This is a genomic window from Polaromonas sp. P1_F9 (genome assembly GCF_056405615.1).
Map to the genome: position 1 here is coordinate 107,751 of NZ_JBFUBT010000002.1, position 26,233 is coordinate 133,983.

Below are 26,233 nucleotides of genomic sequence, written 5' to 3' on the forward strand. Positions count from 1 at the left end.
GGAACGCTCACTTCGAAATAATTGTCAACAGTTCTTCGCGTGTGGTCGGGTCCGCCATGTATTTTCCATACAAAGGCCCCATTCGCCTGACCATGGGCGAAGCATCCCTGACCTTGACGAACTGCGAACCCTGCTTCGTCGTGGTCTCCAGCGCCGCGGCCACCCGCTTGTTCCACAGCTCGCGCATCAGGAGGGCGGACTTGGCGCCGGCCTCGGTGAATGCGGCTTTGTCTTCCTTGCTGAGTTTTTCCCACAGCTTGGTCGAGACGACCAAGGCCTCGGGCGAGATCACATGGTTGGTAACGTAAACGTTTTTGGCCACCTTGTAGTGTCCGGTGGACTCATACGAAGGCAGGTTGTTCTCGGCGCAGTCCACCTTGCCCTGCTCCAGGGCGCCCAGCACGTCCTTGAAGGGCAAGGCCACCGGCTTGGCGTCCATCAGCTTCACCATCTCGATGTAAATTTCGGACTGCTGGACACGAATATTCATGCCGGCGAGGTCCCTGATATTGTTGACGGGCTTGACGCAGTAAAAAGAACGGCCGCCGCCGTCATACCAGCCCAGCACAACGAAGCCGGCGGCCTTCAGGTTGGCGGCAAAACGCTCACCCAGCTTGCCGTCCAGATGGCGAAACATGTGCGCGGAATCAGTGAACAGGAAGGGCAGGTTCAGCACCTTGATGCCCGGCACGGCGTCCGACAGCGGACCCGAACTGAATTCGGCCACATCGATCTCGCCGCTCTTGAGCATCTGAACGGCCTTGGGTTGGTCACCGAGCGTGCCGCTATTGAAGAGCTCTATGTTGTAGCGGCCACTGGTGCTCTTGGCCACCTGCTCCACGAAGCTCTTCATCGCTTCCGATACCGGATAGCCGTCGGGATGAATGTTCCATGCCCGCAGCTTGGTCTGCGCCATGGTGGCGCCCGCGCATAGGGCGAAAGAGAGGCACAAAAGCCCCTTGAATGAAGTCCGCATGTTGTCTCCTGGCGTGGCTATAACGGTCAGCCTCTGATGGGTCCGACTCGTTTCTTTTCAAAATTGAATCCCTTGCTCGATATTCCCACGGATCCGCGCTCATCACCCAAAAATATCAGGCGATACCACCACTAAGTCACGCAATGATTTTTTCAGTCCAGCTTGATATTCGCTTCTGCAACAACCTTGGCCCAACGAGCGCGTTCCTGGTTGAAGAATGCATCCTGCTGGGCCGACGTCATGGTCACCACCTCGGCACCCTGCCCCGCCAGCTTGGCGCGGATGTCCGGACTGCGGATGATCTTGATGAGCTCGGTGTTGAGGCGATTGATGACGGCTGCCGGCGTACCGTTGGCCACCAGCAAACCCTGCCAGGTGCCCGACTCGAAGTTGGCAAGACCCTGCTCCGCCAGCGTCGGTACATTGCCAATCAGCGGCATGCGCGTGCTCTTGGAGACACCCAGGATCTTCAGCTTCCCGCTTTGCACATGCGGCAAGGTGGCCAGCATGCCGTTCATCAACACCTGGGTCTGGCCGGCGATCGTATCGCTGACGGCTTGCGAACCGCCCTTATACGGGATGTACTGCCACTTCGCCTTGCTCGCCCGCTCAACCGCGACACCGGCCAGGTGCGGCGCGCTACCCATGGCCGTTACCGCAAAGTTCAGGTCGGTCTTGTGCGAGAGCGCCACGAGCTCCTTGAGATTGCTGGCGGGGACCGAGGGATGAACCACCAGCAGGTGCGGTGAATACGCCAGCATGGTGACGCCGCGCAAGTCCTTGGACGGATCAAATCCCAGCTTGGTATAGACCGAAGGGCTGATGGCCAGCGCGCCGGTGTCGCACAGCAAAAGCGTGTAGCCGTCGGGTGCGGACTTGGCGACGATGTCGGCGCCCAGGTTACCGTTGGCGCCAGCCTTGTTGTCCACGATGACCGACTGCTTGAGCGCCTCGGACAGAGGCTGCGCAATGGCGCGCGCGATGATGTCTGAAGAACCGCCGGGTGGGTACGGCACCACCAGGCGTACGGGTTTGGATGGCCATGACGCCTGCGCGCTCGCAGCGCCAGTCCCCAAAGCCAGTGAAGCAGCCATAAGCTCGCGTCGATTGATCGGCATGTTCGTCTCCGGATGTATGAAAAGCGGTGTCCTCCACCAGCTGCGCCGAGAGCCTCTGTGGACTCTTTATGCGGATGAGTTACGCGACTTCGTGGTTGCCCAGAAGTTCAAGCGCGCGCACCAGAGCGGAATGGTCCAGGTCCTGCATGCCGTTGGCGGCACAGGCCTGCATCAGCTGGGCGGCGCCCGCCGTTTGCGGCAAAGCCAGGCCCAGCGTACGTGCACCGCTGAGCGCGAGGTTCAAGTCCTTCTGGTGCAGGCCGATACGGAAGCCCGGCGCAAAGGTGCGCTTGATCATGCGTTCTCCATGAACCTCCAGAATGCGCGACGAGGCAAAACCGCCCATCAGCGCCTGGCGCACTTTGGCTGGATCGGCGCCAGCCTTGCTGGCAAACAACAAGGCCTCACCCACGGCCGCAATGTTCAGCGCCACGATGATCTGGTTGGCCACCTTGCAGGTCTGGCCGTCGCCGTTGCCGCCCACCAGGGTGATGTTCTTGCCCATCAGTTCGAACAACGGCTTGACGAGGTCAAACGCCGCCTGCGGGCCGCCCACCATGATGGTCAGGCTGGCAGCCTTGGCGCCGACTTCACCGCCCGACACCGGGGCGTCGAGGTAGTCGCAACCCAGGGCGTTGATTTTCTTGGCGAACTCTTTGGTGTCCATCGGCGAGACGGAACTCATGTCGACCACTGTCTTGCCTTTGGTCAGCACCGAGGCCACTCCGCCATCGCCAAACAGCACGTTCTCCACGTCGGGCGTGTCCGGCAACATCAGGAAAATGATGTCCGCCTGCTTTACTACGTCGGCGATGGAATCGCAGGCCTTGCCTTTGCCTGTCAAGAGAGCCGCGGGCACTTTGCTCCGCGTGTTCATGAAAACCTCGTGTCCTGCCGCAATCAGGTGCGCAGCCATCGGCGCGCCCATGATGCCCAGGCCGATAAAACCAAGCTTGCTCATAAAAATGCTCCTTGTTCGTAAAAATAGGGATGGCCCCGGCCGCGCGGTCCGGGATGACAGAATAGAAAAATCAGGCGAGGTATTTGTCGCGCAGGGCCTGCGTGGCGCCACGGAACACACCGAGGTCGCTGCCGACGCCGACAAACGTCGCGCCCATCTCCATGTAGCGGCGTGCGTCGGCTTCCACCGGCGCCAGGATGCCGATCGGCTTGCCGTGCGCCTTGGCGGCAGCAAAAATTTTCACCATGGCGGCCTGCACCTCCGGGTGCCCGGCATTGCCGAGGTGGCCCAGTCCGGCGGCCAGGTCGGACGGGCCGACAAACATGCAGTCGACACCCGGGGTGGCGGCGATCTCGTCAGCAGCCGCCGTACCGGCGATGCTTTCGATCTGCACCATCACGCAGATGTGGTCGTTGATGGACTTGAGGTAGTCCGGCACCGTGCCGTACTTGTTGCTGCGCTGGGATACCGAGACACCTCGAATGCCCTGGGGCGGATAACGCGTGGCGGCAACGGCGCTGACGGCCTGCTCGGCGCTTTCGACAAAAGGAATCAGGAAGTTGTAGAAGCCGGCGTCGAGCAGGCGCTTGAGCTCAACCGAGTTATTGCTGGTCGGGCGCACCACGGGTGCGCTGACACTGTCCTTCAGCGCCATCAGCTGCGGGATGTAGGTGGCCATGTCGTTGGGCGAATGTTCACCGTCAAGCAGGATCCAGTCGAAGCCGGCCACGCCCAGCACCTCGGTGGTGATGGCGTTGGACAGCGAGGACCAGCAGCCGATCAGTTTTTTGCCGGCCAGCAGGTCGCGCTTGAAGCTGTTGGGAAAGGATTGGTAAGGCGTGGCTTGTGTCATGGTGGTTTGCTGTTGCTCTCTGAAGGGGGTACGGGCTTATTCGGCCTTGATGTTTGCGGCCTTGATAACCTTGGCCCACTTGTCGACCTCGGTTTTCTGATACTCAAGCAACTGCGCGGGCGTCATGCTGGAGGGCTCCATGCCGAACACCTTGAGCTTGGCCTGAATCTCGGGCAAGGCCAGCACCTTCATCACTTCGGCGTGCAGACGGTCGACCACGGCTTGTGGTGTGTTCGCGGGCACGAACATGGCCTGCCAGGACACCATGTCGAAGCCCTTCTGGCCGCTCTCGGCGATGGTCGGCACATTCGGGTAGCTGGGCACGCGCTGGCCGCCGGTGACGGCAATCGGGCGCAGCTTGCCGCTCTGGATGTGCGGGCCCACAATCAGGCTGGTGTCGAACATCATGTCGAGCTGGCCCCCTATCAGGTCCTGCACCGCGGGCGCCGAGCCCTTGTACGGCGCATGGGTGAACTTGACGCCCGACTGGCTGGCCAGCAGCTCCAGCGCCATGTGCGGCGAGGTGCCGATGCCCGGCGAGCCCGAGCTCAGGCCGCCGTTCTTGGCGCGGGCGGCCTTGAGCACGTCGTCCAGGGTGCGCAGCGGGCTGCTGGCCGGCACCACCAGCAGCAACGGACTCACGCCCAGCATGGCGACCGGGGTGAAGGATTTGACAGGGTCGTAGCCGATGGGCGTACTGTAGAGGCTGACGTTGATCGAGTGCGAGCTGACGGTGCCGCCCAGCAGCGTGTAGCCGTCGGCCGGTGCGCGCGACGCGATGGCCGAACCCACGCTGCCACCGGCGCCGCCCTTGTTGTCGATGACGATTGGCGTGCCGAGCGCGGTGGACAGCGGCTGGGCGATCAGGCGGGCCAGCGTGTCGGTGTTGCCGCCGGGCGGGAACGGCACAACATAGGTGATGGCCTTGCCAGTGGGCCAGGCGCCTTGCGCAAATGCAGAGAGGGCCGACAGGCCGCCGGCAGCTGCGGCGATGGCAGTGTGAATCAGGGTACGGCGTTGCATGATGATGTCTCCTTGCGTGTTTTTGAACGAAAAATCAGGTCACGGGTGCGGGGTTGAACAGCACCAGCGCGTTGTGCAGCTTCCAGTGTTCGGCCCAGGTCTTCTTGCGGCCGCTGGCCACTTCGAGCATGAGGTGGAACATCTCCCAGCCCACGTCTTCGATGCTGGCGTCACCGTCGGCAATGCAGCCGGCGTTGATGTCCATCAGGTCGTGCCAGCGGCGCGCCAGATCGCTACGGGTGGCGACCTTGATCACCGGGCATTCGGCCAGGCCGTAAGGTGTGCCGCGGCCGGTGGTGAACACATGCAAATTCATGCCGGCGGCGAGCTGCAAGGTGCCGCAGATGAAGTCGCTGGCCGGCGTGGCGGCGTAGGTCAGTCCCTTGTTCTTGAGCTTTTCACCGGGCGCCAACACGCCGCTGATGGGCGAGCTGCCGGACTTGACGATGGAGCCCATGGCTTTTTCGACGATGTTGGACAGGCCGCCCTTCTTGTTGCCGGGCGTGGTGTTGGCGCTGCGGTCGACCAGGCCTTTTTGCAGGTAGGCGTCGTACCAGGCCATCTCGCGAATCATGGCCTGTGCCACTTCCGGCGTGGCCGCGCGCGAGGTGAGCTGGTCGATGCCGTCGCGGACCTCGGTGGTTTCGGAAAACATCACGCTGGCACCGGCGCGCACCAGCAGGTCGGTACAAAAGCCGACCGCCGGGTTGGCGGTGACGCCGGAGAAGGCATCGCTGCCGCCGCACTGCACGCCGACCACCAGTTCGCTGGCGGGCACGGTCTCGCGGCGGCGCGCATCGAGCTTCTCAAGATGCAGCAAGGCCGCCTGCATGATGGAGTCGATCATGGACATGAAGCCGACATGGTTCTCGGACTGCAGGCAGACCACATCGAGCGGCGCTTCGGCGCTGATGCCGACGTCGGCCACGCTGCGTTCGTCGACGATCTGGATGGTGCCGGGCGGCATCAGGCGCTCGGGCTGGAGCTTTTCGCAGCCCAGGCTGACCACCATCACCTCGCCGCCGAAGTTGGGGTTCAGGCTGATGTTGCGCAACGTGCGTATCGGGATGATGGCGTCGGGGGCGTCGATGGCGACACCGCAGCCGTAGGTGTGTTCCAGGCCAACCACGTCGTCGACGTTGGGAAACTTCGGCAGCAATTCGTCCTTGATGCGTTTGACGGCGAACTCCACCACGCCGGCCACACACTGCACCGTGGTGGTGATGGCCAGGATGTTGCGGGTGCCGACCGAGCCGTCGGCATTGCGGTAACCCTCGAAGGTGTAGCCTTCCAGCGGGGCCTGTGCCGGCGGCTTGATGGTGGCAATCGGCAGGCCGTCGAGGCCGCGCGCGTCGGGCATGGCGAGCAGGCGCTCGTGCACCCAGCTGCCGGCGGGAATGTCTTTCAGCGCATAACCGATGGGCACGTTGTAGCGCAGCACCGCCGCGCCCTTGGGCAAATCGACCAGCGCCACCTTGTGGCCTTGCGGCACGCGGTCGATCAGCGTCAGGCCGTCGGCAAACACTACGCCCGGCGCCAGGCCGCCGTCGTTGGCGACGATGGCGACGTTGTCCGCATCGTGCATGCGGATGTACAGCGGTGGGCGGCTCATGGGTGCAGTCATCAGAAGTCCACGATCTCGACCCAGTTGGGGTTCTTGCCGCCAGGCTGGCTCTTGCCCGCGCCCGGCAGGCCGGTGGCGGGGTCGATGGCATGCAGCGAAACGCCGTGCGAGTCCTGGCCGGTAGCGATCAGGAAGCGGCCGGTCGAGTCCACCGCGAAGCCGCGCGGGGTCTTTTCGGTCGGCGTCTGGCCGACGACGGCAATACGGCCTGTGGCAGGGTCGACCTTGAAGGTGGTCAGCGTGCTCGACGTGCGTTCGGAGCCGTAGAGGAACTTGCCGTCTGGCGAGATCTGCAGATCGGCGGCCCAGACCTTGCCGGCAAAGCCCGGCGGCACGACGGTGCTGCGCTGCAGATGGTTCATCGCGCCCCTGGCGGCGTCATAGCTGAACACGTCCACGCCGCCGTCCAGTTCGTTGATCAGGTAGACGTGCGTCTGCGCCTTGTTCCACAAGAAATGCCGCGGGCCGGTTTTGGCCGGGGCAACGTTGATGAGCGCAGGGTCGTTGGCCGAAAGCACACCGGTTGCGGGGTCGAACTTCCAGCTCGAGAGGTTGTCACCGCCCAGGCTGGTGGCGAAAACGTACTTGCCCGAAGCGTCGGCATGGATGGCGTGCGCATTGGGCGCAGTCCTGACGATTTGCTGCACCGCACCCACAACGCCGTCGGCGCCTATGCTGTTCACGGCGATCTTGTTGCCGCCGTACGAGGCGCTGAGCAGCCACTTGCCAGTCGCGTCGAGGTCGATGTTGGCCATGCTGTCGGCCAGCGTGGACTCGCCCAGCTTCTTCAAGCCGCCCGTGGCCCCGTCGATGGCGAAAGTCACGACACGAAAGGGCTGCGAGCGCAGCGCCACATAGAGGAATTTTTTGTCGCGGCTCACCACCATGGGCATGGCCGTGCCGCCCACAGGCACGCTGGCCACCGGCTTGAGGGCACCTGCCGCGCGGTCCAGCTGCATCACCGAGATGTCCTGGCTGTCGGCATTGGCAACGTACACCCAGGTGGCCGCGCTGGCGGCACCGGAGGCGGCGATCAGGCCCGCGCCGGCGAGCAGCAAAAACGAAGTGCGCAACGAGGCTGGAAGCATGGCAAGTCCTTGTTTCATGGTTGAATTCGTCCTGCGGATGGGCGCCGTTCAGTAGCGGGGTTGCGCGCCGGTGAACGCCGGGTCGTATTTGCGCATCTGCGCCAGGTCGTCGCGGTTGCGGATGCCGCAGTGCAGGTAGTTGTCGTGCAGGCGCGCCAAAGCCGTGCGGTCCAGCGTCACGCCCAAGCCGGGGGTGGTCGTTACGCGCAGGCTGCCGTCCTCAAAACGCAGGCGGCCACCCTCCACCACTTCCTCGTCCTGCCAGGGATAGTGGGTGTCGCAGGCGTAAGTCAGCAGCGGCACACTGGCGCAGAGGTGGGTCATCGCCATCAGGCTGATGCCAAGGTGCGAGTTGCTGTGCATCGACAGGCCCAGGCCAAAGGTGCTGCACAGCCGCGACAATTGCTGCGTGACGCGCAGGCCGCCCCAGTAGTGGTGGTCGCTGAGCACGATCTTCACCGGGCAGCCCATTTCGGCATTGCGGCGGAACTCGGCAAAATCAGTCACCACCATGTTGGTGGCCAGCGGCACCTCGCAGTCGCGCGCCACAGCCGCCATGCCCTCCAGGCCGGGCGCAGGGTCTTCGTAGTACTCGAGCACGCCGCGCAGCTTTTCCACGATCTTCAGGCTGGTCGCCACGCTCCAGTTGGCATTGGGATCAATGCGCAGCGGCACACCGGGGAAGGCCTCGGCAAGCGCCAGCAGGCCCGCAGCTTCCTGATCCGGCGCAAGCGCACCGGCCTTGAGCTTGATGCTCTTGAAGCCGTACTGATCGATCATCCGGCGCGCCTGGGCCACCAATTGGGGCGGTGTGAGGGCCTCGCCCCAGGCGTCACGCGGATACCCGGAAGAAGCAGGTTTGTCGATGTGCTCTGCGTATTTGTAGAACAGGTAAGCCGAAAACGGCACGCGGTCGCGCGCCGCACCGCCCAGCAGGTCCACTACCGGCGCGCCGGCCAGCTGGCCCTGCAGATCCAGCATGGCAACCTCGAAAGCACTGATGACCTTGGCCACGGTTTTGGACACATGAGTGCCGGGAGCCAGTGACACCTGCTGGCCGAGGAACTCCGATGCGGTCTGCTTCGGCGGCGTGACCTGCGCGGCGACACGCAACTCCATCTCGCTGAGAGCCCAGGGCGACAGGCCGACGAGGCTGGGCGCGACCTTGGCCAGCGCCTCCAGCATCGACAAGTCGCCATAGCTTTCGTTGATGCCAACCAGGCCCGTGCTGGTTTCCAGCTCGATGATGGACCGCAACGCCCAGGGCTCGTGAATACCGGCCGCGTTCAGGAGCGGCGGGTCGCGAAAGGCAATGGGCGTGATGCGAACCGCGGTGATCTTCAATACGGACATGAATTACTTGAGCAGCAGGTTAGGCAGCCACAGCGACAGCGCCGGCACGTAGGTCACCATGAACAGCACCAGCAGCAGCGCGCCAAAGAAGGGGTACAGCGCCCGCACTACCTTTTCGATGGGAAGTTTGGCTACCGCCGCGCCGACAAACAGCACCCCGCCGACCGGCGGCGTGATCAGGCCCATGCCGAGGTTGACCATCATGATCATGCCGAAATGCACCGGGTCAACGCCGAGCTGTTTGACCACAGGCAGCAGGATAGGCGTCATGATCAGGATCAGCGGCGCCATGTCCATCAGCGTGCCGAGGATCAGCAGCAGCACGTTGATCATCAGCAGCACCACATACTTGTTGTTCGAGACGCTGGTAAACATGCCCGTGATCTGTTGCGGAATCTGCATCAGCGTCATGATGTAGCCGAAGCTTGCAGCAAACGCGATCAGGATCATCACGATGGACAGGGTCTTGACCGTGCGATGCACCAGCTTGGGCAGCTCGCGCCATTTGTAGTCGCGGTAGATGCACATGGTGACAAAGAAGGCCCAGATCACGGCAATGGCGGCCGATTCGGTGGCCGTGAAAATGCCCGACAGAATGCCGCCCAGGATGATGACCATGGTCATCAGGCCCCACAGCGCGTCGACGCAGATCTTCAGCGCCTGCCGCATGGGAATGACTTCACCCTTGGGAAAATCACGCTTCTTTGCGATGAACAGGCACATGACAGCCAGGGTCAGACCCAGCAGCAAGCCAGGCAGCACACCCGCGAGAAACAGCGCCGCGATCGACACGCCGCCGCCGGCGGCCAGCGAATAAATCACTGCGTTGTGGCTGGGCGGGATCAGGATGGCCTGCACCGAGCCGCTGACGGTGACCGCCGTAGCGAAGTCGCGCGGGTAGCCCTTTTTCTCCATCTCGGGAATCAACACCGAACCGATGGAGGCCGTGTCTGCCATCGACGAGCCGGAAATGGCGCCGAAGAAAGTTGAGGCCAGGATATTGACCAGCGACAGGCCGCCGCGCACAAAACCGACCAGCACACTGGCAAACGCCACCAACCGGCGGGACATGCCGCCCTCGGCCATGATGGCGCCGGCCAGCACGAAGAAGGGAATTGCCAGAAGCGAAAACTTGTTGACGCCGCTGGAGATCGCGATCATCACCGCGTCCAGCGGGATGTCTATCCACCAGGCGCCAATCAGCGCGGACAAGCCCAGCGCATAAGCCACCGGCAGGCCCAGAACCATGAGCAGGAGAAAAGACCCCAGCAGAACAAATGCATCCATCAGAGTGCCTCGCCTTCAATTTTTTCGTGGTCGTAGGTGACAACTTCGCGGTCACCCTGATGGCCCAGCGCCATGCGTTCAAGTACAAAGATAAGCGTAATCAAGCCGCCCAGGGGCAGCGGAAGATAGGTGGCGCCCACCGGCATCCAGGGGATTTCGCCGATGTACTGGCCCCAGGTCTGTATGCAGAGCTTGGCGCCGTAATAGGCCATGAAGACGGATACCACCGCCATCAGGATGTCCATCAGCCAGGCAACGACGCTGCGCATTTGTTCGGGCATACGGTCTGTAACCATGGCTACAGAAATATGAGCGTTGGCGCGGTAGCCGGCAGCGGCGCCGAAGAAGGTAAAGATCACCATCAACAAAATTGAAATGGGCTCCGGCCACTGCGAACCGGTGCCCAGCACGTAACGTGTGAAGATGCCCCAGGGAATGATCAGCGACATGAGAAAGATGGACAGGCCCGAGATCCAGATGCACGCAAGGTACAGCCAGTCGTTGAAGCGAAGGGTATGGTGTTTCATGGTATTTCCGCAATACGGCAAGACGGCCCGGGCGCGCTGCGTCGGCAGCGCACCTGGGCCCGGGAGCAACGCTTATTTGGTTGCGTCGATGCGCTTCATCAGGTCAGCAAACTTCACGCCGTACTTGGCGCGCACGGGCGCCGTGGCGTCAAAGAACAGCTTCTGATCCACCGGCACAAACTCGACACCCGCTGCCTTCAGTTTGGCCGAGTATTCCTCGACGCTCTTGTCCCACAGTACGCGCTGTTCCAGCTGTGCCTCACGGCCCAGCTTCTTGACCAGAGCCTGGTCGGCTGGCGTGAGTTTGTCCCATGTCACCTTGGACATCACCAGCAGTTCTGGAATGATCAGGTGATTGGTTTGGGCGTAGTACTTGGCACCGGCGGTGTAATGGTTGGAAGTGAACATGCTGGGCGGGTTGTTTTCTGCACCGTCGATCACGCCGGTCTGCAGTGCGCTGAACACTTCGCCGTAAGCCATGGAAATGCCGTTGCCGCCCATGGCGTTCATGGTGTCGACAAACAGCGGATTGCCCATCATGCGGACCTTCACGCCCTTGAGGTCGGCGGGGGATTTGACCAGCTTCTTGGTGTACAGGCTGCGTGCGCCGCCGTCCATCCAGCCGAGGGCAACCAGGCGCGCCGGGCTGGCAGTGACCTTGGCCAGCAGTTCGTCGCCGATCGGGCCGTCGATCACTTTGCGCATGTGCGGGATGTCGCGGAAAACGAAAGGCATGTTGAACACGTCAACTTCCGGCACGATGGGGCCGATCACGCCCAGCGAGATGCGGTTGATTTGCAAGGCGCCGAGCTGGGTCTGCTCGACGGTTTCCTTTTCCTGACCCAGCACGGCGCCGGGGAACATCTGCATCTTGATGCGGCCATTGGTCTGGGCTTCAAGCTTCTTGCCCATGTTCTCGACGGCGACAACCGTCGGATAACCCGCCGGGTGCGTGTCAGATGCCTTGAGCACGATGTTCTGCGCCGAGGCAGTAAACGATGTGGCCAATGCGACTGCCGCAACGGCTGCGGCGATAAAGTTTCTGCGGAAGGTCATGGTTGTCTCCTTGAAGAACCGGTTTATAAATAACTAGCGGGAAAACTGTGGCTCGGGCAGCCCGCGCACACCGGGGCGCAACGCGAACACACCGCCGGCCAGCGGCTGGTCAGACAAGTCGACACCTTCAGGGCGTATCGACGTCACGAACAGGGTGTCGAGCCCGGCGCCGCCAAAGGCGCACATGGCAGGTTTTTTCACCGGCACGGCCAGTGACCGGTCCAGCTTGCCGGCGGGGGTGAAGCGGTGAATCAGGCCGGCATCGTTGCCGCAGATCCAGTAGCAGCCGTCGGCGTCGACTGCCGCGCCATCCGGACGGCCGGGCAGCGGGTTCATGTCGACAAAGACGCGCCGGTTTGATGGCGTGCCAGTGTCGGTGTCGTAGTCAAAGGCCCAGATGGCCTGTACCGACGGATGCGAGTCCGACAGGTACATCGTGCGGCCGTCGGGGCTGAAGGCCATGCCGTTCGGTGTGATGAAACCATCCAGGAGTTTTTTCAATTGCGAATCATTTTTGCTATCTTTTTGATAGCCGTAGATACAACCAACACGTGCGCCAGCGGCCATATTCATCAACATGGTGCCGGCAAGAAAGCGCCCTTGACGGTCGCAGCGGCCGTCGTTAAAGCGCATGCCGGGCATGGCATGGGTCACAGCGGCAAGCTGCTTGAAACCCAGTTGGCCATCCGTTTGCGGGCTCAAGCGGAACACACCGCTTTCAGTGCCGGCAACCCAGTCCGGCGTGCCGCCTATTGAAGCAACACAAGCAAGCATTTCGGGGGCGGCCCATTCGGTCAGCGCGGCGTCGGCCACGCTCCAGCGGCACAGCTTGCGCGCAGGAATATCGACCCAATAAAGCGCCTGTTCAGCCGCACTCCAGACGGGGCTTTCGCCCACGCCGTTGCGCGCATCCAGAACCAGTTCGGCTTGAACTTCACTCATAAATATAGACGCTCAGTCGCCGAAAGGGCCGGCCACGACAAAGCCACCACCCTGGTACTGGGCGACAGGATCCTTCAGGTCAGGCGCGGGCGTGCGGGCATAGACGGCCTCGCGGAAGATGTCGGAGCTGTCCTTGGGCACATAACCGATGTGGTGTGCGCGGCTGTTGTCCCACCAGGTGACGGCGTTGTCAGACATGCCAAACACAATGCTGTGGCCCAGCACTGGCGTCGTCAGGCAGGCGGTAATCAGGCGATGCAGGTCATCAAAACTCAGCCAGGTCGCCAGCATGCGGCGGTCTTTAGGCTCGGGGAACGAAGAACCGATGCGCACACAGGCAGTTTCGATGCCGTAACGGTCAAAGTAGAGGCGCGAGAGATCTTCGCCGAAGGCCTTGGACAGGCCGTACAGGCCGTCGGGCCTCGGCGGGTAGTCGGCGTTGATGGTCTGGTCCTGGCGGTAAAACCCGGTGACGTGATTGGAGCTGGCAAAGACGATGCGCTTGACACCGTTTTTGCGGGCCGCCTCATACAAGTTATAGGCACCCAGGATGTTGGCCTGCAAAATCGGGCCAAAGGGCCCCTCCACCGAAACACCTCCCAGATGGACAATGGCGTCCACACCCTGCACCATGCTGTTGACGGCTGCTGCGTCGGCCAGGTCCGCGAGTACGACCTCTTCATTGGCGGCAGCATCACCGAAGGACTGCACATCCGAGAGCCGGAGCACCGAACAATTTGCTTTCAGGCGCTCGCGCAAGGCCTTGCCCAAGCCACCGGCCGCGCCGGTCAGCAAAAGCTTTTCGTGAACTTTGATGGTCATTTTTTACATCTGCGTCCGGTGTGATTGCAAACACTGGACTTTTTTATGAAGTTTGTTAAAGTCAACCCAAGAACATCGCAGTCATAGGTTGTCTGATGACTTGGAATTCTCCAGTTCGCCCCCTAGCTTGTCAATGGTTTTTTAATGGACTCAAGGAAAACCCCTAGTCGCTCTGAGGCAAGCCTTACGGCTGGCTTTCACGAAGAGTCGTTGCGGATACGCCGCCCCCGCGGACTGGTGGGTGAGATCGTCGAAAATCTGGCCACCAGCATCCGTTCGGGCCACTTGCAGCCGGGCGAAAAACTGCCGACCGAAGCGGAAATCATGGCCCGCTTTGACGTGAGCCGGACGGTCGTGCGCGAGTCCTTGTCCAAACTTCAGGCCTCCGGGCTGGTCGAAACCCGGCACGGCATCGGAACCTTTGTTCTGCAGCCGCAGGACGCAGGCAACTTCAAGATTACCGCCGAAGACTTTGCAACTGTGGCCGACGTGATCTCCGTGCTGGAGTTGCGCATCAGCCTGGAAACGGAAGCTGCAGGCCTCGCTGCACAGAGGAGAACGCCAGAAAACCTCAAGGCCCTGGAAAATGCGCTGCGCGCCTTTCACGACTCCATCAGCCTGGACTCCGACGCGGTGCCGCCGGACTTCCAGTTCCATATGGAAGTGGCCCGCGCCACAGGCAACCGGCACTTTGCCGACCTCATGACCTACCTGGGCACCATGATCATTCCGCGCACCCGGGTCAACACGACGCATAGCGCACCGGAAGGCCGGTTCAATTACCTCCAGCGGGTCAACAGCGAGCACGAGAGCATTTACAACGCCATCCGAAGCCAGGATGCGGAAGCGGCACGCGCGGCGATGCGAACGCACCTTTCCAATAGCCGGGAACGGCTTCGCAGGGGCAACAACGCGCATACGATGCAACCCCCCGAGGAATCCTCCGGGGCCTCATCTCCCCAAAACCTGGGCACAAACCTGGTTGCATAAACTGGCAGTGAGTTGTACGATAACTGATAAATTTTTATCAACCATCCTACGACCCGTCCGGTATGCCCGCTTCAAACGCCCCCGCAACAGCCTTTTCCGCTCCCTCGCAAACACCCAAAATCACCCGCGTACAGGTGATTCCCGTGGCTGGCCAGGACAGCATGCTACTCAACCTCAGTGGTGCACACGGCCCCTTCTTTACCCGTAACCTGCTGATCCTGACCGATAGCTCCGGCCGCACCGGCGTGGGCGAAGTACCGGGCGGCGAGAAAATACGCAAGACCCTGGAAGATGCGCGTGAACTGATCGAGGGCCAATCGATAGGCGCGTGGAACCAGATTCTCAACACCCTGCGCACACGTTTTGCCGACCGTGACAGCGGCGGCCGCGGCAACCAGACCTTCGACCTTCGTGTGGCAATTCATGCCGTCACTGCCGTGGAAAGCGCCCTGCTCGACCTGCTGGGCCAATTCCTGGGTGTACCTGTGGCCGCCCTGTTGGGCGAAGGCCAGCAGCGGAATTCAGTGGCCATGCTGGGCTACCTCTTTTATGTGGCCGATCGCAAGCAGACGGACCTGGCCTATTCCAGTGCGCCGGATGCAGAGGACGACTGGCTGCGCCTGCGCCACGAGGCCGCCATGGACGCCGATGGCATCGTGGCATTGGCCGAAGCGGCTTACAAGCGGTACGGCTTCAAGGATTTCAAGCTCAAAGGCGGCGTGCTGCGGGGCGAGGAAGAGATGGAGGCCATCATCGCCCTCTCCGAGCGTTTTCCCGATGCGCGCATCACACTGGACCCGAACGGCGGGTGGCTGCTCAAGGATGCCATCCGCATCTGCCAGGGCCGCGGCGATGTGCTGGCCTATGCAGAAGACCCTTGCGGCGCCGAAGGCGTCTTCTCCGGCCGCGAAGTGATGGCAGAGTTTCGCCGGGCCACCGGCCTGCCGACCGCCACCAACATGATTGCCACCGACTGGCGTGAGCTCTCACACACCATTCACCTGCAGTCGGTCGACATCCCGCTGGCCGACCCGCATTTCTGGACCATGCAAGGCTCCGTTCGCGTCGCGCAGGTCTGCCAGACATGGGGGCTGACCTGGGGCTCTCACTCCAACAACCATTTCGATATTTCCCTGGCCATGTTCACCCACGTGGCTGCGGCCGCGCCGGGCAAGGTCACCGCGATTGACACGCACTGGATCTGGCAGGACGGCCAGCGCCTGACCAAGGCACCCCTGCAAATTGTGGACGGCCAGGTTGCAGTGCCGAAAACACCGGGCCTCGGCGTAGAGCTGGACATGGCCGAAGTGGAAAAAGCGCACCAGCTTTATCTCAAGCACGGCCTCGGTGCGCGCGACGACGCCGTGGCCATGCAATACCTGATCCCCGACTGGAAGTTCAACAACAAGATGCCCTGCATGGTTCGATGAATCCAGCAGGCTGCCGGAATTTAGAGGGTTCCGGAAATCTGTCATACCCATTTTCAGGGGATATTTTTTGCCCGCCAGGCGCCGGGGGCGGTATACCGCGGCGCCCTTTCCCCACCAACGATACCCAGTGAGCCACTAAAACAATCAGGAGACAAGACATGAAACGCAGAACCCTTTGCAGCATTGCGGGTGCGATGCTGCTGGCACTGGCCGGCACGCTGGGCGCAGGCGCCGCCGCAGCCCAGACCAAACTCAAATGGGCTCACGTCTACGAGACCTCGGAAACTTTTCACAAACAGGCCGTCTGGGCCGCCGACGAAATCAGGAAGAAGACCAACGGCCGCTATGTGGTGGAGGTTTTCCCGGCTTCATCCCTGGGCAAGGAAACCGACATCAACCAGGGCCTGACACTGGGCACCGTCGACATCATCTACACCGGCGCGGCCTTTGCCGGGCGTGCGCACCCGCCGTTGTCTATCGCTGCCGCGCCTTTTGTGTTTCGCGATTACGCGCACTTCCAGGCATTCCGTAACGGCCCGATCTTTCAGGAGCTGGCCCAGGGCTATGCCAGCAAAACCGGCGGCCAGCACATTGCGGGCTACACCTACTACGGCCTGCGCCACATGACTTCCAACAAAGTCATCAACAAACCCGAGGACATGAAGGGCCTCAAACTGCGCGTGCCCGACGCACCACTTTTTGTGATGTTCCCAAGGGCCGTGGGTGCGAACCCGACACCCATCGCCTTTGCCGAGGTCTACCTGGCACTGCAAAACGGCACGGTCGATGCACAGGAAAACCCGCTGCCCACTATCGAGGCCAAAAGGTTTTACGAAGTCCAGAAATACATCACCCTGACCGGCCACATCACCGAATCGCTGCTCACGGCCGTGTCGGGCTCGGTCTGGTCCAAACTCAGTGAGGCCGACAAGAAGGTCTTCGACCAGGTGCTATGGGAGGCGTCGAGCCGCGCCAGCCAGGACATTGTGGATGCCGAAAACCGCCTGGTCGCCGAGTTCGAGAAAAAAGGCAAAACCGTCAACAAGGTAGACCGCGCGCCTTTTGCCGCAGCGGTCTTGCCTTCGCTCACCGCTGCCGATGCCCCGTGGCCCAAGAGCCTGTACGAGCGCATTCAGGCCATCAAGTAAGTTCCAGCCAACACCACCAGACAACACACAGGAGACACCATGAAACGCCGTTCCCTCATCCATTCCGCACTTGCCGGCGCTGCCCTGTCGGCGCTGGGGCTCCCTGCCCTCGCACAAGACAAGTGGCCCAGCAAGCCGATCACCTACATCGTGCCTTTTCCTGCAGGCGGCACCACCGACATCCTGGGCCGGCTGATTGGCCAAAAACTCGGGCCGGTACTCGGCACCACCATCGTGATTGACAACAAGGGCGGTGCTGGCGGTAGCGTCGGCTCGGAAGTCGCGTCCCGCGCACCGGCAGATGGCTACACGATGCTGGGCGGCACGGTCAGCTCGCATGCCATCAATGTGAGCCTTTACCCGAAACTGGGTTACGACCCGATCAAGTCTTTCTCGCCGGTGGCGCTCATCGGCACCAATCCGGTCGTGCTGGTGGTGGGAGCCAACAGCCCTTACAAAACGCTGCAGGACGTGCTGGCCGCAGCGAAGGCCAAACCGAAAACCATTTCTTCCGCATCGGCCGGCAGCGGCACGTCGCAGCATCTCTCGCTGGAACTGCTGGGCTTCAAGTCGGGCACCCAGTTCATCCATGTGCCCTACAAAGGCAGCGGCCCCGCCATCCAGGACGTGATCGGCGGGCAGGTGGACATGATGTTCGACACCACGGTCGTAGCAGGTCCGCATATCCAGAGCGGCAAGGTGCGCGCGCTGGCGGTCACATCCGCCAAGCGCCTGGAGTCCATGCCGAATGTGCCAACGGTGGCCGAATCCGTCCCCGGATTTGAGGTTGCCTCGTGGCAAGCCATTTTTGTGCCCACCGGCACCCCCAAGCCCATCATTGACAGGCTGCACGATGAAATCATGAAAATCACCGCGCAACCCGAGATGCAGGAACGCCTCAAAGGACTGGGCATGCAACCGTCCAACATGACGATCGAGCAGGTCTCCGCCTTCCAGAAATCCGAGGTCGAGAAATGGGCGCAAGTCATCAAAGCGGCCAACGTCAAGCTTGACTGAACATGCCGTCCGTACCCAGCCCTGAGCGGCTGCGCCTCGCCGTCATCGGTGCAGGGCTGGGCTCTGCACCTCACTTCCGAAGTCTTGAAGACCTGGCCAGCGAAGCAGAGGTCGCCTGGGTTTATGCGCGAAACACCGAACGGCTGGCTGCGGTAGAAGTGCCTCGAGGCGCGCGCAGGACCACGCGCCTGAAAGATATTCTGGAAGACGCCAGCGTGACAGCCGTGCTGGTTCTCACGCCGCCCAATACCCATCTGGATCTTGTTCAGCAGGTTGCTCGTGCAGGCAAGCATGTGCTGGTCGAAAAGCCGCTCGAAATTGATTTGAACCGGGCCAATGCATTAGTCGAGGCTTGCGAAACTGCGGGTGTCAAGCTGGCGGTGATGCTGCAGCACCGCATGCGTGACGCGGCCCTTGCCGTGGCGGCACTGCTGCGTGACGATGCCATGGGCCCGCTGGTCAGCGCCGCCGCGTCGATCCGGTGGTGGCGGCCGCAAAGTTATTACGATGAGCCCGGACGCGGCACCCTGTCGCGGGACGGCGGCGGCGTGCTGATCACGCAGGCCATTCATACCCTCGACCTGATGCTCAGCTTCATCGGCATGCCGGAGCGCATCACAGGCGTTGCTGGCACCAGCGCAGTGCATCGCATGGAGGGCGAAGACACGGCGGCCGCATTGCTGCACTACAACAATGGTGCAATCGTTGTGGTTCAGGCCACCACGGCGGCCTACCCCGGTTTTCCCGAGCGCATTGAACTCAACTTCACCCAGGGCACCGTGACGCTGGAAGGCGGTGAAATGCAGGCGGTTTTTTCCAGCGGAAAGACGCTGACCGCCGGTGCACGCCAGGCCTCCGGCGGTGGCGCCGACCCCATGGCCTTCGACCATGCCGCTCATCGCGCCGTGCTGCAGGATTTCATTCGCTCTGTCCAAAATGGATGCGCACCCGCCGTGACGGGGCGCTCCGCACTTGGGGTGCAACAGGTGATTGAAACGATCATGGAATCATCCAGAACAGGCAGCGCTGTAGCACTCCATCCGGCAACACGGATCCCCGTGATGTAGGTAGAAATGATGCGCCTGGGCTTACCCGGTGCGTTCTTTAAGCCCATTGCCGCATCCGGCGCATCAGGGTTTTCCAAGAGAGTTTCAGGCTGTAGTCCAACGGCAGCGGGCGTGGGCAGCTATAAAACTCGTAGCAGTCAGCAATTTGCGTTATATTTGGCCCCAAGCTTTCGAAGCTTTCTGCTTAACAACCCCCTGTGACCAAACTGTGACCCGAGGAGATAACCTGATGAGCGCCAAAGAAAATGCAGCGGTAGGCCAATTGCTTGAACTGCTGGAAGCACGCTATGCACTGCGCGTGCTGTGGGCCCTGAAAGACGGCCATCCCCAGACGTTCCGCCTTCTGCAAGACAGCATCGGCAGCATCACACCCAATACCCTCAATACCCGCATCAAGGAATTGCGCGCAGCCGGCCTGCTTGGCCATGGCAGCGACGGCTACACGGTCACCACGCTGGGCGCCGACCTGCTCAAGCGCTTGAACGACCTGCAGGCGTTTGCCGGCAAATGGGCCGTCAGCCAGACCAAGAAAAAGTAAATTACCCGGCCAGACCGGCCCGAAAAAAAGCGACCTTGAAGGTCGCTTTTTTGTTGCGCTGTTTTACCGATCAACGGTATTCATCAGGTATTCATCCACGCACTTCCCGGCGCCCTAATCCACCGCAGCGCCGGAACGCTTCACCGCATCACCCCACAGGGTCATGCTGCCGGCAATATGCCTTGCCAGTTCCTCGGGGGTGCCCGGCGCAACCTCGGCACCACGCGATTGCAGCTGTGCGCGCAATTCCGGATCTGCCAGGGCTTTGTTGATCGCTTCGTTCAGGCGATTGACGATGGGCCTGGGGGTTCCGGCGGGAACAAAAATCGCGTCCCACGCGCTCACATCAAATCCGGGCAAGCCCGACTCCGCGATGGTGGGTAGATCCGGCCAGCCCGCCACGCGCGTGGCTGTCGTCACCGCCAATGGTTTGACACGTCCGCTTTTCGCCTGCGGTGCGGCATTCGGCATGACCTCGATCATCATGTCGACCTGCCCGCCCATCAGGTCCGTCATGGCCTGTGCGCCGCCGCGGTAAGGTATGTGCACCACCGCCAGGCCCGCGCGCGATTTGTAGATTTCTCCGGCCAGGTGGGACGTCGTGCCGTTGCCCGCGGAGCCAAAGGTGTATTTTCCCGGATTGGCCTTGAGCAGTTTGGTGAGCTCGGCCATGGAGTTGACTTGCAGCGTGGGCCGCACCACCACCATGGCGGCGATGCGGGTGAGCTGGGTCACGGGCTCGAAGTCGCGAGACGGGTTGAAGCCGGGTGACTTGTAGATCGCGTGGTTGATGGCATGCGTACCATTGGTTCCGTACAGCAGGGTGTAGCCATCGGCCGGCGCCTTGGCCGCTGTTGCACTGCCCACGTTTCCGCCGGCGCCGCCCAGGTTTTCCACCACGACGGGCTGGCCCAGTTCCTTCGCTGCGCGCTGCATGACCAGCCGGGCCAGCGTGTCACCACCACCGCCCGCAGGAAAAGGAACGATCAGCTTGATGGGCTTGCTGGGATAACTTGCAGCCGGCTGGGCGTGCGCAACGCACAAGCCTGTGAAGACAAGCACCAACGAAGTAGCACAAGCCGCTGCCAGCCGCGTTGCCGTTCGGGCAAGCCGTCGCAAGGAATGGAGGCGAAGTAGATTCATGGTGTCTCCTGGAGGGCTATTGGCCGCAACGCTGGCGGCAGGTTGATGTTCATGCCTGTTCATGCGCCATTCACCTCAAAATTCTTAGTCATCTTATTTTATTGCACGCAATAGAGGCTTGCTTAACCTTATTAACCCTAATAAATTGAAATACTGCATGCAATAATCCTTTCACTCAGCCAACCGCTATCAACCCCTGCCGTTTATGTCTTCCCAGATTGACTACACCACGCAAACATTGAGGCAAAGAATCCTCAGCGGCCAGGCGGCCCCGGGCGAACGCATGGTGGAGCTTGAGCTGTCCGCCCAATTGGCGGTTTCGCGCACACCGATCCGTATTGCGCTCGGCGAGCTGGAAAAGGAAGGCTTGCTGGAACGCCTGCCGACACGCGGCTTTCGCGTCAGGCAGTTCAGCGTTGACGAAATCGCCAATGCAGTCGACGTGCGGGGCGTGCTGGAAGGCATGGCAGCCAGGCAGGCCGCCGAGCGCGGCATCACGCCCGAAACCCGGGAGGCCCTGCAGGCCTGCGTCGAAGAAGGCAGGCTGCTGCTGAAGCAAGCGCAGGCTGCCGGCCATGTGATTGACGCGGCACGCTGGGTGCCGATGAACGCGTGCTTTCACGACGCGCTGGTGCGCGCCGCCGGCAACAGCACACTCGCCTCCGCGCTGGCCCACGTCAGCAAAACGCCGATGGCCGGCGCCGGTGCGCTCAGCCTGAACGGCGCCCTGCCCCTGCTCGAATACGGGTTCATCCAGCGCGCACAAACCGACCATGAAGACGTGCTGGCCGCACTGCTGGCCGGGGAAGGGGCGCGTGCCGAAGCCCTGATGCGCGAACATGCCCACCGCAGCCGTGACAACAAGCGCGAACTCATGATGCACATGCAGAAACCGGCAGTGCCTTGAAGCGGTTTTTGCCGTCGAAATCTCGACGATTTAGCCTTTCAGCCCAATAAAAATGTGCGCCGGTAGCTATCAATAACATAGCGCAGGCCTGCAAGCCGGCACCATCCCGTAGACAGGCAGAACCAGCCTTGCCGGCCGGGGAACGGGTGGCCAGCCACTACAATTCAAGCCACGAACCAGTTTCTGCGGCTGGGGCACACCGGTCCGCACAGGAACGGCAGGGCCCCAACCGTGCTGGATACCCCAGGCCGCGCACCCGCAGCCAAACTATCTGAACCAAAAACGAAGCCCCTGTCTTGAAAAGGGCTTTGCCATCCCCAGCTGGAAACATTACCAGCTTCAACCCTGTTTTCGAGCATGTCTGACAATACACAACCCGAACAAAATCAACCACTTAGCGGTGAGCCCAGCCCTGAAGAACTGGAAGCGGCGCAGGCCGCCAACGAGTTTGACGCGCTGACGGTCGCGCAGGCCGAAGTCGCCACGCTGCAGGCCAAGAACACCGAGCTGGCCGACAGCTACCTGCGCGCCAAGGCCGAGACCGAAAACGCCCGCCGCCGCGCAGACGAAGAAGTCGCCAAGGCCCGTAAATTTGCCCTGGAAAGCTTTGCCGAAAGCCTGCTGCCCGTGGCAGACAGCCTGGAAGCCGGGCTGGCGATCAAGGACGTCACGCCCGAGCAGATCCGCGAAGGCGCCGAAGCCACACTCAAGCAGCTGAAAAGTGCACTTGAGCGCAACAAGGTGGTCGCCATCGACCCGGCTCCTGGCACCAAATTCGACCCGACGCAGCACCAGGCTATCAGCATGGTGCCCGCCGACCAGGAAGCCAACACCGTGGTCAACGTGCTGCAAAAAGGCTACCTGATCGCCGAGCGCGTGCTGCGCCCCGCCCTGGTCACGGTGGCAGCCCCCAAGTAAAAACCGCTTAAAAAACCTTGAAAACATTGTTGAAGCCCTTGAAGCCACACAACTTACCCACAAGTTATCAACATAGTTAATCCATACCGCGGCCAGCGGCACTGAACACCCCGGCCACCCCACCTTCAATCTTTAACGAATCAAAAAAGCAGGAGTAAATCATCATGGGAAGAATCATCGGCATTGACCTCGGCACCACCAACAGCTGCGTGTCCGTCATGGAGGGCAACACGCCCCGCGTGATCGAAAACTCGGAAGGCGTGCGCACCACCCCTTCCATCGTCGCCTACCAGGAAGACGGCGAAGTGCTGGTCGGCGCATCGGCCAAGCGCCAGGCCGTGACCAACCCCAAGAACACCCTGTACGCCGTCAAGCGTTTGATCGGCCGCAAGTTCAGCGAAAAAGAAGTCCAGAAGGACATCGCGCTGATGCCTTACGCCATCGTGGCCGCCGACAACGGCGACGCCTGGGTGGAAGTGCGCGGCAAGAAGCTGTCGGCCCAGCAAGTGTCTGCTGACATCCTGCGCAAGATGAAAAAAACCGCCGAAGACTATCTCGGCGAGCCCGTTACCGAGGCCGTGATCACCGTGCCTGCGTACTTCAACGACGCACAGCGCCAGGCCACCAAAGACGCCGGCCGCATCGCCGGCCTTGAAGTCAAGCGCATCATCAACGAACCCACCGCAGCGGCTCTCGCCTTCGGCCTGGACAAGCAGGAAAAGGGCGACCGCAAGATCGCCGTGTATGACCTGGGCGGCGGCACGTTTGACATCTCCATCATCGAGATCGCCGACGTCGACGGTGAGAAGCAGTTTGAAGTGCTCTCCACCAACGGCGACACCTTCCTGGGCGGCGAAGACTTCGACCAGCGCGTCATCGACTACATCGTGGCCGAGTTCAAGAAAGACAGCGGCATCGACCTGTCCAAAGATGTCGTGGCCCTGCAGCGCCTGAAAGACTCGGCAGAAAAGGCCAAGATCGAACTGTCCAACAGCCCGGCCACCGAAGTCAACATCCCCTACATCGCGCACGACCCCGCGACCGGCCCCAAGCATTTGCTGGTCAAGCTGACCCGCGCCAAGCTCGAAAGCCTGGTCGACGAACTGATCGAGCGCACGATTGCCCCCTGCCGCATCGCCATGAAGGATGCCGGCGTCAGCGCCGCCGACATCCATGACGTGATTCTGGTCGGCGGCCAGACCCGCATGCCCAAGGTGCAGGAAAAGGTCAAGGAGCTCTTCGGCAAGGAACCCCGCAAGGACGTGAACCCTGACGAAGCCGTTGCCGTAGGCGCAGCGATTCAAGGCCAGGTGCTCTCAGGCGACCGCACCGACGTGCTGCTGCTCGACGTGACTCCGCTGTCCCTCGGTATCGAAACCATGGGCGGCGTGATGACCAAGATGATCAAGAAGAACACGACCATCCCGACCAAGTTTGCACAGACCTTCTCGACCGCTGAAGACAATCAGCCGGCCGTGACGATCAAGGTGTTCCAGGGCGAGCGCGAAATCGCCTCGGGCAACAAGGCGCTGGGCGAGTTCAACCTTGAAGGCATTCCGCCGGCAGCGCGCGGCACGCCGCAGATTGAAGTGTCCTTCGACATCGACGCCAACGGCATCCTGCACGTCGGCGCCAAAGACAAGGGCACCGGCAAGGAAAACAAGATCACCATCAAGGCCAATTCCGGTTTGTCTGAGGCCGAAATTCAGCAGATGGTGAAAGACGCCGAGCTGAACGCCGAAGAAGACAAGAAAAAAGTCGAGTTCGTTACCGCCAAGAACAACGCCGAGGCCATGGTGCACAGCGTGAAGAAATCTCTCGGCGAGTACGGCGACAAGCTCGAAGCCGGCGAGAAGGAAAAGATTGAAGCCGCCATCAAGGACATGGAAGAAGCGCTCACTGGCGACGACAAGGCCGCCATCGACGCCAAGAACACGGCCCTGATGGAAGCCAGCCAGAAGCTCGGCGAAAAAATGTACGCCGACATGCAAGCATCGCAGGCGGCAGCCGGTGGTGACGCAGGCGCAGCGGGCGCAGCGCAGGCAGAAGCCAAGCCGGCAGACGACAATGTCGTAGACGCCGAGGTCAAGGAAGTCAAAAAGGGCTAAGCGCTTTTTTACAAAGCATCCCTGCATTGGCGCGATAACTGCATGCAAAAGCAGACGGCGAAGGCAGCCAGCAAAGGCGGAAAACCGGGAGCAATCCAGGATTTCCGCTTTTGTGTTTCCCGCTGACCCTCACAATAACGATTCCTGACTGACCTGCCATGGCCACCAAAAAAGACTATTACGACACGCTGGGCGTTGCCAAAAACGCCAGCGATGAAGACATCAAGAAGGCATATCGCAAACTCGCGATGAAGCACCACCCGGACCGCAATCAGGGGGATGCATCCAAGGTTGCTGAGGAAAAATTCAAGGAGGCCAAAGAGGCCTACGAGATGCTTTCCGACGAGAACAAGCGCGCGGCCTACGACCAGTACGGCCACGCCGGTGTAGACCCCAACATGCGCGGCGGCCCCGGCGCAGAAGGCTTTGGCGGCTTTGCCGAGGCCTTTGGCGACATCTTCGGCGACGTCTTCGGCGGCCAGCGCGGCGGGGCACAACGTGGCGGCGGCCGGCAGGTTTACCGTGGCGGCGACTTGAGCTACGCCATGGAAATCACGCTCGAAGAAGCCGCTAACGGCAAGGACGCACAGATTCGCATTCCCAGCTGGGACGACTGCAATACCTGCCACGGCAGCGGCGCCAAGCCCGGCACCAAGGTGGTGACCTGCACCACCTGCCATGGCCACGGCGTGGTGCAAATGCGCCAGGGTTTCTTCAGCGTGCAGCAAACCTGCCCCCAGTGCAAAGGCACTGGCAAGCTGATTCCCGAACCTTGCGTGACCTGCCACGGCGTGGGCAAGACCAAGAATAACAAGACACTCGAAGTCAAGATTCCCGCGGGCATCGACGACGGCATGCGTATCCGTTCCACTGGGAACGGCGAGCCCGGTACCAACGGCGGCCCGCCTGGCGACCTCTATATCGAGATCCGCCTGAAGAAGCACGACATCTTCGAGCGCGACGGCGACGACCTGCACTGCGCCGTGCCCATCAGTTTCACCACCGCCGCACTGGGTGGGGAAATTGAAGTGCCGACACTCGCCGGCAAAGCGGCCATCGACATTCCCGAAGGCACCCAGGCGAGCAAGCAGTTCCGCCTGCGCGGCAAGGGCATCAAGGGCGTGCGCTCCAGCTACCCGGGTGACCTGTATTGCCATATCACAGTGGAAACACCGGTCAAACTGACCGAGCACCAGCGCAAGCTGCTCAAGGAGCTGGACGAGTCGCTGAAAAAAGGCGGAGCCAAGCATTCACCCAGCGAAGAAGGCTGGGCCGACAAGCTCAAGAGCTTCTTCAGCGCCTGATCCCCGCGCCCCAGAAAAATGCCGGACCTGCTC

24 protein-coding genes are annotated in these 26,233 nt (G+C 61.6%); 10 read left to right on the forward strand and 14 right to left on the reverse strand.

The window, feature by feature from the left end; all coding sequences use genetic code 11:
- Positions 1-7 precede the first annotated feature (7 nt).
- The 13 genes from AC1DYR_RS05600 to AC1DYR_RS05660 all read right to left on the reverse strand — a co-directional run bounded on the left by AC1DYR_RS05600 (position 8) and on the right by AC1DYR_RS05660 (position 13,630).
- The gene (locus tag AC1DYR_RS05600) at positions 8-976 is read right to left on the reverse strand and encodes a TRAP transporter substrate-binding protein (protein ID WP_477704219.1); all 969 of its coding nucleotides are present in this window, start codon (positions 974-976) and stop codon (positions 8-10) included.
- Between the two features lie 152 nt (positions 977-1,128).
- Complete coding sequence (locus tag AC1DYR_RS05605; RefSeq protein WP_477704220.1) at positions 1,129-2,094, reverse strand: Bug family tripartite tricarboxylate transporter substrate binding protein; 966 nt, start codon at positions 2,092-2,094, stop codon at positions 1,129-1,131.
- A gap of 79 nt (positions 2,095-2,173) precedes the next feature.
- Positions 2,174-3,055: a 2-hydroxy-3-oxopropionate reductase gene (locus AC1DYR_RS05610; RefSeq protein ID WP_477649436.1), complete on the reverse strand. Its 882-nt coding sequence runs from the start codon at positions 3,053-3,055 to the stop codon at positions 2,174-2,176.
- A 70-nt stretch (positions 3,056-3,125) separates the two neighbouring features.
- Positions 3,126-3,908 carry a 2-dehydro-3-deoxyglucarate aldolase gene (garL, locus tag AC1DYR_RS05615; protein WP_477704221.1) on the reverse strand — a complete coding sequence of 261 codons (783 nt, stop codon included), beginning with the start codon at positions 3,906-3,908 and terminating at the stop codon, positions 3,126-3,128.
- 36 nt (positions 3,909-3,944) lie between these two features.
- Positions 3,945-4,931: a Bug family tripartite tricarboxylate transporter substrate binding protein gene (locus tag AC1DYR_RS05620; RefSeq protein ID WP_477704222.1), complete on the reverse strand. Its 987-nt coding sequence runs from the start codon at positions 4,929-4,931 to the stop codon at positions 3,945-3,947.
- Between the two features lie 34 nt (positions 4,932-4,965).
- Positions 4,966-6,555, reverse strand: coding sequence for a galactarate dehydratase (garD, locus tag AC1DYR_RS05625; protein WP_477704223.1), 1,590 nt, complete (start codon positions 6,553-6,555; stop codon positions 4,966-4,968).
- On the reverse strand, positions 6,555-7,643 hold the full coding sequence (locus AC1DYR_RS05630) for a lactonase family protein (RefSeq protein WP_477704776.1): 1,089 nt from the start codon (positions 7,641-7,643) through the stop codon (positions 6,555-6,557). Before AC1DYR_RS05630 ends, garD begins: the two co-directional genes overlap by 1 nt.
- Positions 7,644-7,691: 48 nt before the next feature.
- Positions 7,692-8,996, reverse strand: coding sequence for a glucarate dehydratase family protein (locus AC1DYR_RS05635; RefSeq protein ID WP_477704224.1), 1,305 nt, complete (start codon positions 8,994-8,996; stop codon positions 7,692-7,694).
- Positions 8,997-8,999: 3 nt separating this feature from the next.
- The gene (locus AC1DYR_RS05640; protein WP_477704225.1) at positions 9,000-10,283 is read right to left on the reverse strand and encodes a TRAP transporter large permease; all 1,284 of its coding nucleotides are present in this window, start codon (positions 10,281-10,283) and stop codon (positions 9,000-9,002) included.
- On the reverse strand, positions 10,283-10,810 hold the full coding sequence (locus AC1DYR_RS05645) for a TRAP transporter small permease (protein ID WP_477704226.1): 528 nt from the start codon (positions 10,808-10,810) through the stop codon (positions 10,283-10,285). The genes AC1DYR_RS05640 and AC1DYR_RS05645 overlap by 1 nt, the downstream gene beginning before the upstream one ends.
- Positions 10,811-10,882: 72 nt before the next feature.
- Positions 10,883-11,866, reverse strand: coding sequence for a TRAP transporter substrate-binding protein (locus AC1DYR_RS05650; protein ID WP_457278860.1), 984 nt, complete (start codon positions 11,864-11,866; stop codon positions 10,883-10,885).
- 33 nt (positions 11,867-11,899) lie between these two features.
- Positions 11,900-12,808: an SMP-30/gluconolactonase/LRE family protein gene (locus AC1DYR_RS05655; RefSeq protein ID WP_477704227.1), complete on the reverse strand. Its 909-nt coding sequence runs from the start codon at positions 12,806-12,808 to the stop codon at positions 11,900-11,902.
- Positions 12,809-12,820: 12 nt separating this feature from the next.
- On the reverse strand, positions 12,821-13,630 hold the full coding sequence (locus tag AC1DYR_RS05660) for an NAD-dependent epimerase/dehydratase family protein (RefSeq protein ID WP_477704228.1): 810 nt from the start codon (positions 13,628-13,630) through the stop codon (positions 12,821-12,823).
- Positions 13,631-13,774: 144 nt separating this feature from the next.
- On the opposite strand from AC1DYR_RS05660, the gene AC1DYR_RS05665 reads away from it, so the two are divergent.
- The 6 genes from AC1DYR_RS05665 to AC1DYR_RS05690 all read left to right on the forward strand — a co-directional run bounded on the left by AC1DYR_RS05665 (position 13,775) and on the right by AC1DYR_RS05690 (position 19,820).
- Entirely contained in the window at positions 13,775-14,620 is an 846-nt protein-coding gene (locus tag AC1DYR_RS05665) for a FadR/GntR family transcriptional regulator (RefSeq protein ID WP_477704229.1), read from the forward strand.
- A 62-nt stretch (positions 14,621-14,682) separates the two neighbouring features.
- On the forward strand, positions 14,683-16,050 hold the full coding sequence (gene gudD / locus AC1DYR_RS05670) for a glucarate dehydratase (protein WP_477704230.1): 1,368 nt from the start codon (positions 14,683-14,685) through the stop codon (positions 16,048-16,050).
- A gap of 158 nt (positions 16,051-16,208) precedes the next feature.
- Positions 16,209-17,198 (forward strand): sialic acid TRAP transporter substrate-binding protein SiaP, encoded by a 990-nt coding sequence (locus AC1DYR_RS05675; RefSeq protein ID WP_477704231.1) that lies wholly within the window; start codon positions 16,209-16,211, stop codon positions 17,196-17,198.
- Positions 17,199-17,237: 39 nt separating this feature from the next.
- Positions 17,238-18,215 carry a Bug family tripartite tricarboxylate transporter substrate binding protein gene (locus AC1DYR_RS05680; RefSeq protein WP_477704232.1) on the forward strand — a complete coding sequence of 326 codons (978 nt, stop codon included), beginning with the start codon at positions 17,238-17,240 and terminating at the stop codon, positions 18,213-18,215.
- A 2-nt stretch (positions 18,216-18,217) separates the two neighbouring features.
- On the forward strand, positions 18,218-19,282 hold the full coding sequence (locus AC1DYR_RS05685; protein ID WP_477704233.1) for a Gfo/Idh/MocA family protein: 1,065 nt from the start codon (positions 18,218-18,220) through the stop codon (positions 19,280-19,282).
- 229 nt (positions 19,283-19,511) lie between these two features.
- Entirely contained in the window at positions 19,512-19,820 is a 309-nt protein-coding gene (locus AC1DYR_RS05690; protein ID WP_457278868.1) for a winged helix-turn-helix transcriptional regulator, read from the forward strand.
- Between the two features lie 114 nt (positions 19,821-19,934).
- Here AC1DYR_RS05690 and AC1DYR_RS05695 read toward each other — a convergent pair whose 3' ends face one another.
- On the reverse strand, positions 19,935-20,963 hold the full coding sequence (locus tag AC1DYR_RS05695; protein ID WP_477704234.1) for a Bug family tripartite tricarboxylate transporter substrate binding protein: 1,029 nt from the start codon (positions 20,961-20,963) through the stop codon (positions 19,935-19,937).
- Positions 20,964-21,168: 205 nt separating this feature from the next.
- Between AC1DYR_RS05695 and AC1DYR_RS05700 the strand changes: the two genes are divergently transcribed.
- The 4 genes from AC1DYR_RS05700 (at position 21,169) to dnaJ (ending at position 26,200) form a co-directional block, all read left to right on the forward strand.
- Positions 21,169-21,870: a GntR family transcriptional regulator gene (locus AC1DYR_RS05700; protein ID WP_477704235.1), complete on the forward strand. Its 702-nt coding sequence runs from the start codon at positions 21,169-21,171 to the stop codon at positions 21,868-21,870.
- A gap of 357 nt (positions 21,871-22,227) precedes the next feature.
- Positions 22,228-22,788 carry a nucleotide exchange factor GrpE gene (grpE, locus tag AC1DYR_RS05705; protein ID WP_477646779.1) on the forward strand — a complete coding sequence of 187 codons (561 nt, stop codon included), beginning with the start codon at positions 22,228-22,230 and terminating at the stop codon, positions 22,786-22,788.
- Positions 22,789-22,952: 164 nt separating this feature from the next.
- Positions 22,953-24,896 carry a molecular chaperone DnaK gene (gene dnaK / locus AC1DYR_RS05710; protein WP_477646780.1) on the forward strand — a complete coding sequence of 648 codons (1,944 nt, stop codon included), beginning with the start codon at positions 22,953-22,955 and terminating at the stop codon, positions 24,894-24,896.
- 158 nt (positions 24,897-25,054) lie between these two features.
- Positions 25,055-26,200, forward strand: coding sequence for a molecular chaperone DnaJ (gene dnaJ, locus AC1DYR_RS05715; RefSeq protein WP_477704236.1), 1,146 nt, complete (start codon positions 25,055-25,057; stop codon positions 26,198-26,200).
- Positions 26,201-26,233 lie beyond the last annotated feature (33 nt).

What these genes read in the sequence shown, in the direction of transcription:
- AC1DYR_RS05600 (WP_477704219.1), bottom strand. Translation starts at nt 976, where the DNA reads ATGCGGACTTCATTCAAGGGGCTTTTGTGCCTCTCTTTCGCCCTATGC.
- AC1DYR_RS05605 (WP_477704220.1), bottom strand. Translation starts at nt 2,094, where the DNA reads ATGCCGATCAATCGACGCGAGCTTATGGCTGCTTCACTGGCTTTGGGG.
- AC1DYR_RS05610 (WP_477649436.1), bottom strand. Translation starts at nt 3,055, where the DNA reads ATGAGCAAGCTTGGTTTTATCGGCCTGGGCATCATGGGCGCGCCGATG.
- garL (WP_477704221.1), bottom strand. Translation starts at nt 3,908, where the DNA reads ATGACACAAGCCACGCCTTACCAATCCTTTCCCAACAGCTTCAAGCGC.
- AC1DYR_RS05620 (WP_477704222.1), bottom strand. Translation starts at nt 4,931, where the DNA reads ATGCAACGCCGTACCCTGATTCACACTGCCATCGCCGCAGCTGCCGGC.
- garD (WP_477704223.1), bottom strand. Translation starts at nt 6,555, where the DNA reads ATGACTGCACCCATGAGCCGCCCACCGCTGTACATCCGCATGCACGAT.
- AC1DYR_RS05630 (WP_477704776.1), bottom strand. Translation starts at nt 7,643, where the DNA reads ATGCTTCCAGCCTCGTTGCGCACTTCGTTTTTGCTGCTCGCCGGCGCG.
- AC1DYR_RS05635 (WP_477704224.1), bottom strand. Translation starts at nt 8,996, where the DNA reads ATGTCCGTATTGAAGATCACCGCGGTTCGCATCACGCCCATTGCCTTT.
- AC1DYR_RS05640 (WP_477704225.1), bottom strand. Translation starts at nt 10,283, where the DNA reads ATGGATGCATTTGTTCTGCTGGGGTCTTTTCTCCTGCTCATGGTTCTG.
- AC1DYR_RS05645 (WP_477704226.1), bottom strand. Translation starts at nt 10,810, where the DNA reads ATGAAACACCATACCCTTCGCTTCAACGACTGGCTGTACCTTGCGTGC.
- AC1DYR_RS05650 (WP_457278860.1), bottom strand. Translation starts at nt 11,866, where the DNA reads ATGACCTTCCGCAGAAACTTTATCGCCGCAGCCGTTGCGGCAGTCGCA.
- AC1DYR_RS05655 (WP_477704227.1), bottom strand. Translation starts at nt 12,808, where the DNA reads ATGAGTGAAGTTCAAGCCGAACTGGTTCTGGATGCGCGCAACGGCGTG.
- AC1DYR_RS05660 (WP_477704228.1), bottom strand. Translation starts at nt 13,630, where the DNA reads ATGACCATCAAAGTTCACGAAAAGCTTTTGCTGACCGGCGCGGCCGGT.
- AC1DYR_RS05665 (WP_477704229.1), top strand. Translation starts at nt 13,775, where the DNA reads ATGGACTCAAGGAAAACCCCTAGTCGCTCTGAGGCAAGCCTTACGGCT.
- gudD (WP_477704230.1), top strand. Translation starts at nt 14,683, where the DNA reads ATGCCCGCTTCAAACGCCCCCGCAACAGCCTTTTCCGCTCCCTCGCAA.
- AC1DYR_RS05675 (WP_477704231.1), top strand. Translation starts at nt 16,209, where the DNA reads ATGAAACGCAGAACCCTTTGCAGCATTGCGGGTGCGATGCTGCTGGCA.
- AC1DYR_RS05680 (WP_477704232.1), top strand. Translation starts at nt 17,238, where the DNA reads ATGAAACGCCGTTCCCTCATCCATTCCGCACTTGCCGGCGCTGCCCTG.
- AC1DYR_RS05685 (WP_477704233.1), top strand. Translation starts at nt 18,218, where the DNA reads ATGCCGTCCGTACCCAGCCCTGAGCGGCTGCGCCTCGCCGTCATCGGT.
- AC1DYR_RS05690 (WP_457278868.1), top strand. Translation starts at nt 19,512, where the DNA reads ATGAGCGCCAAAGAAAATGCAGCGGTAGGCCAATTGCTTGAACTGCTG.
- AC1DYR_RS05695 (WP_477704234.1), bottom strand. Translation starts at nt 20,963, where the DNA reads ATGAATCTACTTCGCCTCCATTCCTTGCGACGGCTTGCCCGAACGGCA.
- AC1DYR_RS05700 (WP_477704235.1), top strand. Translation starts at nt 21,169, where the DNA reads ATGTCTTCCCAGATTGACTACACCACGCAAACATTGAGGCAAAGAATC.
- grpE (WP_477646779.1), top strand. Translation starts at nt 22,228, where the DNA reads ATGTCTGACAATACACAACCCGAACAAAATCAACCACTTAGCGGTGAG.
- dnaK (WP_477646780.1), top strand. Translation starts at nt 22,953, where the DNA reads ATGGGAAGAATCATCGGCATTGACCTCGGCACCACCAACAGCTGCGTG.
- dnaJ (WP_477704236.1), top strand. Translation starts at nt 25,055, where the DNA reads ATGGCCACCAAAAAAGACTATTACGACACGCTGGGCGTTGCCAAAAAC.